We start from the raw sequence: 6000 nt of genomic DNA on the forward strand, positions 1-6000 counted from the left end.
TCAATGGCTTTTACTATGCTTTACAGAGTACCAAAAACAGGAGGTTACTTGTGTCCGCTGTGAAAATTGTTTTGCAAGTGTTGCTTGTGCTCACCAGCATTTTGTTAACATTGTTGATTTTGATGCACAAGGGCAAGGGCGGCGGCCTTTCCGATATGTTCGGCGGCGGTTTAACGAAGAACGCTGGTAGCTCTGGTGTTGCAGAAAAGAACTTGAATCGTTGGACTGTTATTATAGCTTTGATTTGGGTGGCTGTTATTGTTGCCTTGAATCTTATGACTAAGTTCTCACTTATCTAAGTATTCTTTTAAGCGCGTAGTCGAAAGATTGCGCGCTTTTGTTTTATAAGCAGAGCAGGTGTACATTTTGCTATGCTTTTTAAGATGTTAGAAGATGTTAGACTAATTAAAATACATTAGGTTATTGTTATGCTTCATTTTTCTCCTTCTCTTGTGGTAGCAGATCTTGATGGCACTATGCTTCATGATGCTAATGCTTTTGAAAGCAGATATTTAAGCCAAGAAACTGTTAGCGCTTCTAAGCGTTTGAGTGAATGCGGAATTCCGCTTGCGATTATTACGGCCCGACCTGTTGGAAGTGCTTTTGATTTTATTCACGATTTGAATGCTCAAGTTTGCGCGTACCTTAATGGTGCTCTTATTGATTTTGACTGTGCTCACAGCACGATAGGTGAGCTTACTTCGCAAAGAAGCCTTGATACTCTTACGCGTTTTGGATTTGATTCTCAACATGCTTGTAGTGTGTGTTTGCGCTTGCTTAACGAGATTCCTACGCTTCGCATTGGCATTGTTATGAACGATGTTCGTTACACTAATTTTGATGTTCGTATGCTTTGGAACGAGCAGGATTTTGTTATTACCGATTTTTCTAATGTTCCGCGTGGCACAGCAGACAAGATTATTATTGTTCCTCGAGAGAGTGAGAAGGAAAAACTTCAGAGCATTCTTCCAACCGATTTTTCGCTACACATTAGCGAAGATGTTTTGTGGATGCTTACGAATCCTCTTGCAAACAAGGGGCATGCTTTGAACGTTATTTGCAATCGTTTGGGTGTAAAGCCTAGTCGCACAGTCGTTTTTGGAGACGATATTATAGATATCGACATGTTCCGCGCAGGGGGATACGGTGTAGCGGTAGCGAATAGTAGTCCTCGGTTGCTTGCGATTGCAGACGAGGTTTGCGACTCCAACAACAACGATGGTGTTGCCAACTGGCTTAATTCAAATCTTTTACTAGATTGTGAATAACCAACCTTTCGTTACCGGCGAAGTTGTGTGACGAATTCTTTCGTAGAGAGTCAAACGGAAAGCTTGGTGACATTATCAGTGAAGAGAAGAAATCTACCATTAAAGTCGGAGTAGCTAAAGATCTCAATGGATAATACCCATTTTTCATTAGTGGTGATGCTGTACTTTCTTGTGATAAACCACTAGTTAATAATCGACCCATTTATATTCCAAATGAGATTGAACTTAAGGTGTTTAATAGAATTGCTATGCCTGCTTATACGACTATATCGTCTAATCAACGCGAAAATAGAGCTTTGATAGCTCTCCGTGATTGGCTTTTACCTATGCTCATGAACGGGCAAGCGACAATCGAAGATTAGGCAGCTAAATTATCATTTCTCTATCCATTAATTTCTTCTCCTTAATCTATAAATTTCAATTAAAAAAGCGACTGAACTTATATTTCAATCGCTAAATGTCTTATATATTAAATTGTTTTAAGTGTGGCTTCTTATCCTTACCATTTTTACCTCCTAATTTTGAGTATAAAAAAAGACGATAGAGTTTTAACTGTCTATCGTCTAATACCTTTACTATGATATTTTCAAATCTTTTTTGACCAATATACTTTTAATAATTTAGAAAATATTATTTGTACAAATGCAACTATTATTAACGCTAAAAAGGCTTCATAACTTACATATGCTACAATTAAAGAAACTGTTACAATAACCATTGAAAATATAGGTATTATATTTGATCCTGACTTCATCCTTATTAATATCATTCTTTCATCTGTTTCTTTAGTATGCATCTTCTCCAATATATCTCTATTTCTATATGCTCTACCAAGCATTGACATGTAGAATACAGATACAAGTTCAAGTCCAATAAAAAATACTGCTACATAATATGTCACATCTTCTTTTAATGGAAATTTATATTTTAAGTAAAAATTTCCAATAATAACTGCGAGTAAGGCAACCATACATAATAAGACTAAAATACTAATTCTAAATCCTATTTCTTTTTTATATTTTTCTAATTTGTTCATATTAATCATCCTCTTCTATACTAAATATTTCTTCAATACTCATATCAAAAAACTTAGCAATTTTAAAAGCCAACGGCAGTGACGCTATATACTTCCCAGTTTCAATGGAAGTTATGGTCTGTCTTGTTACTCCAACTTCATTTGCCAATTCTTCTTGAGTTATTTTATGCTGTTTTCTTAATTGAGAAATTGCATTTTTCATTTTCCTCCTCCAACAGCAAGCTAACTTTACATATAATGTATAGCTCGCTTTGCTTTTTTTGTCAAGCGTACTTTGCTTTTTATAATTTCTTAAACTAAAAAGACGATAGATTTTTACTATCTATCATTTGTTGCTATATTCAATCCTATAATTAGTTTTTTTATATTTTTATTTTTAATGCCTTAGATTTTGAAGTTAATTTAGTTTTATCCCTATTTTTCAAAAAATCTTCACCATCAAACAAATCCTTTTTATTATAATCTTCAAGTAACTTGTAATTCTTGAAAAGGAAGCAAAAGTCGTAAGAAGGATTTATAGAGAATATTTAGAAGGAGCAAGTCTTAGAGACATAGCGGAGGGCCTTGAAAAAGACAGTATTAAAAACGGTGCCGGGCATTTAAAATGGCACTTGTCTAATATTAAAACCATCTTGCAAAATGAAAAATATATTGGTGATGCTCTTTTACAAAAAACCATCACGACAGATTTTATTAACCATGTTCGTATAAAAAATGATGGAACAGAACCACAGTATTATGTAAAAGATAGTCACGCTTCGATTATTCCAAGAGATATTTTCTTTAAAGTTCAAGAAGAAATGTTAAGACGAGCCAACATGTTTAGCGGTGAGGAGAACAAAAAAAGGAGAGTTTATTCCAGTAAGTACGCTCTATCCAGCCTGTGTGTTTGTTCTAAATGCGGGGATGTTTACAGAAGAATTGCTTGGAACAACCGAGGAGTGCATTCTGTTGTCTGGCGTTGTTGCACCAGAGTGGAAAACGGTCCTAGTGCTTGCGATGCTCCGACAGTACAAGAGAACGAACTGCAGTCTGCTACAGTGAAAGCCATAAACAAGGTGTTTAGTATATCGGATGAAGTATTAGACATGTTGAATAACAATATTAGAGAAATTATCGCGGGCAACAACTTAAGTGAGCTTGAAACGGTTGATAAAAGAATTGCAGATAAACAAGCGATACTACTAACCTTGCTTAAAGCTAAAAAAGACTACACGAAAACTGCTGATGAGATTGATGAGCTTAAAGGTAAGAAACAGCAGCTTCTTATAGAAAAAGCAGGTCAAGAAGATGCTAAAAGACGAACCAGAGAAATGGAAGATTTTCTGAAAAGTGAGCGTCACGATATTAGTGAGTATGAAGAGAAGCTGGTAAGAAAGTACATCAAGAAAATAAAAGTTTACGAGGATAAGTTCAGCGTAACTTTTAAATCAGAGATTAGTGTGAATATTGAAAGGGCATCGTAAAAGCCAAAAGAATGTGAGCGTTTGAAATGTTACAAAAGTCAGCCTAGGGGAATCATCTCTAGGCTGTTTTTTTGTTTTTATGCTCAGAAATCAAGCTATTAAGCCAATCTTAAACCTTTTAACGATAGCTTTTTCTATCGTTAAAAAGTGTAGCTATGCTACCAGTACTTTTCATCAATATTGAAACAATTAAATTAACGTATCATAGAATGTAAGAAAACAATAGGAAGAGAGAAGGAGGTGCAGTATGATTACTGAACGATTAAAGATAAGAAAATTTACTAATAATGATCTAACGGAACTCTATAATCTACTTTCAGATGAAGATGTCATGGAATTTGTAGAACCGCTTTTTTCGTTGGAAAAAACAGCGGATTTTCTAAATAGTGTTGCACTGATTGACCCTCCTTTGATTTATGCGGTGGAAGATTTTAGTCATAAGTTTATCGGATATGTAATATTTCATGAGTATGATGAAGACTCCTTTGAACTTGGTTGGATACTTAATAAAAGATACTGGGGAAAAGGATATGCCAATGATTTAACAAAAGTCTTTATAGAACGTAGTTCAGAGATAGGGAAAAACTTGGTTATTGAGTGTGATTCGAATCAGGAAATCTCAAAACATATTGCGCTGAAAAATGATTTTGAATTTCTTGGAGAAAGTGATGGCTGCAGTGTATTCAAAAGAAAGCTGGTTTGTTAGTGTTCATATAAAATGTACAAATATGCTCAAATAAAGATGCACAAAATCTTAATTCTCTTCTCTTTGAAATACATGTTATTTAAGTCTATAAGATAGGCTGATACATGAATAACAACTGCATGATGCAATAACATATTTATTATTGGTTAGGCTATTGTTAGTTGAACCTAAACGATATTTTTTTAGAGAAGTTTTGAGCAAAATAATGAAATAAAAGACGGTGTATTGGACGCGCTTTTGGGTTGTTAATATGCTTATTTGCCAATTATAATTAAGGCATTCATTAACTATATAGTTAAGGTATTTATACTTAAAGCATTTATTAACAAGGGAGTTGTTCATGTGGCTGATAGTAGGAAGTTTGTAGCAAAAACGAAAGATGTTAGCTTAACGGTGAGAAGGGCTGAGTCTTTTTAGTATTAGTTATGTTAATTGTGAGAAAGAAAAGTATGGATATAAGAGAAGTGAGGAATAGATATTATGGCAAAAAAGAAGAGAAAAACAAAGAAAAAATCAGTGGTTGATAGTGGTGTGCGTAACGCAGGTCTGCTGTCTGATGGTTGCAATCCAGAACTTGTTAAAGATGCTGAGTTTGATGGTATTTTTGAAATTCCAATAATTAAAAAACCCAAGAATCTTATTATCCCGGATAAACTTGTGCCATTCAGCAAAATTGGCAAGGCTGACATAAAAACGTTTGCTGTCTGTGAATATGAGAATGATACAGAATTCAGTGATTTGCTTGCTCATCCAAATGAATATGTTGAAATTTTAAAGCAGTATGAGGGATTTATTTCTCCTGATTGTTCTATATATCGAGACATGCCTTTATCTCTTCAGATTACTAATATTTATAGAAACAGAGCAATTGGATATTGCTTTCAAAAGCATGGTATTTATGTAATACCATGTGTTAGATGGGGTGATGATAGGACATATACTACAAAATTTTTGCCTGAAAAGATCGCATTTTTAGGTGTTGAGAAGCACTCAATTGTTTCTGTTGGTAGTTATGGTCAATTGAAGAACAGAGTTAACAGATACTATTTTGAAGCTGGTATGGACTCTATGATGGAAGAATTGGAGCCTGAAGTAGTTCTTGTGTATAGTAAAATTCCAGATGAAATTAAAGAGAAATATTTGAAAACTCAATTTGTTGAATATGAAGATTGGACTAGCATAGTGAGAAAAAACTAATGGGGGCAGGACAGAGCGATTTATATAAGGGAACGTATGGCGATAATCCTGATAATATTCCAGATGAATTTAAGGGAAGGATAAAGTTGCCTGAGAATGATTCCCAGATAAAACATATCTTTGAAGAAAGAGAAGGACACCTACCAGATACGCCAGAAAATAGGAAGATGCTAACTGAATTGGCAAACGATGAGCATTTTCATGTTGGTAAAGACATGTATGGTAACGATTGGCATACTAGGATTAACGTAGATGGTACTCAGGATTGGGTTCGACATCAGAACCAAGTGATAAATGAGGGTGGGAAAAATAGTATTCCAAGACAAT

7 protein-coding genes are annotated in these 6000 nt (G+C 34.6%); 5 read left to right on the forward strand and 2 right to left on the reverse strand.

Translation table 11 applies throughout. From position 1 onward, the window contains the following. Window positions 1-50 precede the first annotated feature (50 nt). Together secG and NYP55_RS06230 are read left to right on the forward strand one after the other, a co-directional pair. Complete coding sequence (gene secG / locus NYP55_RS06225) at window positions 51-299, forward strand: preprotein translocase subunit SecG (protein WP_004115170.1); 249 nt, start codon at window positions 51-53, stop codon at window positions 297-299. 129 nt (window positions 300-428) lie between these two features. Beyond that, window positions 429-1268 carry an HAD family hydrolase gene (locus NYP55_RS06230; protein ID WP_472781740.1) on the forward strand — a complete coding sequence of 280 codons (840 nt, stop codon included), beginning with the start codon at window positions 429-431 and terminating at the stop codon, window positions 1266-1268. A gap of 586 nt (window positions 1269-1854) precedes the next feature. Here the strand turns inward: NYP55_RS06230 and NYP55_RS06235 are convergent. Together NYP55_RS06235 and NYP55_RS06240 are read right to left on the reverse strand one after the other, a co-directional pair. Then, the gene (locus NYP55_RS06235) at window positions 1855-2304 is read right to left on the reverse strand and encodes a hypothetical protein (RefSeq protein WP_174191324.1); all 450 of its coding nucleotides are present in this window, start codon (window positions 2302-2304) and stop codon (window positions 1855-1857) included. A gap of 1 nt (window position 2305) precedes the next feature. After that, the gene (locus NYP55_RS06240) at window positions 2306-2506 is read right to left on the reverse strand and encodes a helix-turn-helix transcriptional regulator (protein WP_101889313.1); all 201 of its coding nucleotides are present in this window, start codon (window positions 2504-2506) and stop codon (window positions 2306-2308) included. Window positions 2507-2783: 277 nt separating this feature from the next. Here NYP55_RS06240 and NYP55_RS06245 point away from each other — a divergent pair, with 277 nt between their 5' ends. The 3 genes from NYP55_RS06245 to NYP55_RS06255 all read left to right on the forward strand — a co-directional run bounded on the left by NYP55_RS06245 (window position 2784) and on the right by NYP55_RS06255 (window position 5673). Beyond that, complete coding sequence (locus tag NYP55_RS06245; RefSeq protein ID WP_472781745.1) at window positions 2784-3770, forward strand: recombinase family protein; 987 nt, start codon at window positions 2784-2786, stop codon at window positions 3768-3770. Window positions 3771-4017: 247 nt separating this feature from the next. After that, the gene (locus NYP55_RS06250) at window positions 4018-4476 is read left to right on the forward strand and encodes a GNAT family N-acetyltransferase (RefSeq protein ID WP_115761908.1); all 459 of its coding nucleotides are present in this window, start codon (window positions 4018-4020) and stop codon (window positions 4474-4476) included. A gap of 480 nt (window positions 4477-4956) precedes the next feature. Continuing rightward, window positions 4957-5673: a DUF4417 domain-containing protein gene (locus NYP55_RS06255; protein WP_004130968.1), complete on the forward strand. Its 717-nt coding sequence runs from the start codon at window positions 4957-4959 to the stop codon at window positions 5671-5673. Window positions 5674-6000 lie beyond the last annotated feature (327 nt).

The sequence above is a fragment of the Gardnerella sp. c10Ua_31 genome (assembly GCF_055700915.1).

Excerpts from the sequence above, each read along its gene's own strand:
- NYP55_RS06230 (WP_472781740.1), top strand. The coding sequence starts at position 429 with ATGCTTCATTTTTCTCCTTCTCTTGTGGTAGCAGATCTTGATGGCACT.
- NYP55_RS06235 (WP_174191324.1), bottom strand. The coding sequence starts at position 2,304 with ATGAACAAATTAGAAAAATATAAAAAAGAAATAGGATTTAGAATTAGT.
- NYP55_RS06240 (WP_101889313.1), bottom strand. The coding sequence starts at position 2,506 with ATGAAAAATGCAATTTCTCAATTAAGAAAACAGCATAAAATAACTCAA.
- NYP55_RS06250 (WP_115761908.1), top strand. The coding sequence starts at position 4,018 with ATGATTACTGAACGATTAAAGATAAGAAAATTTACTAATAATGATCTA.
- NYP55_RS06255 (WP_004130968.1), top strand. The coding sequence starts at position 4,957 with ATGGCAAAAAAGAAGAGAAAAACAAAGAAAAAATCAGTGGTTGATAGT.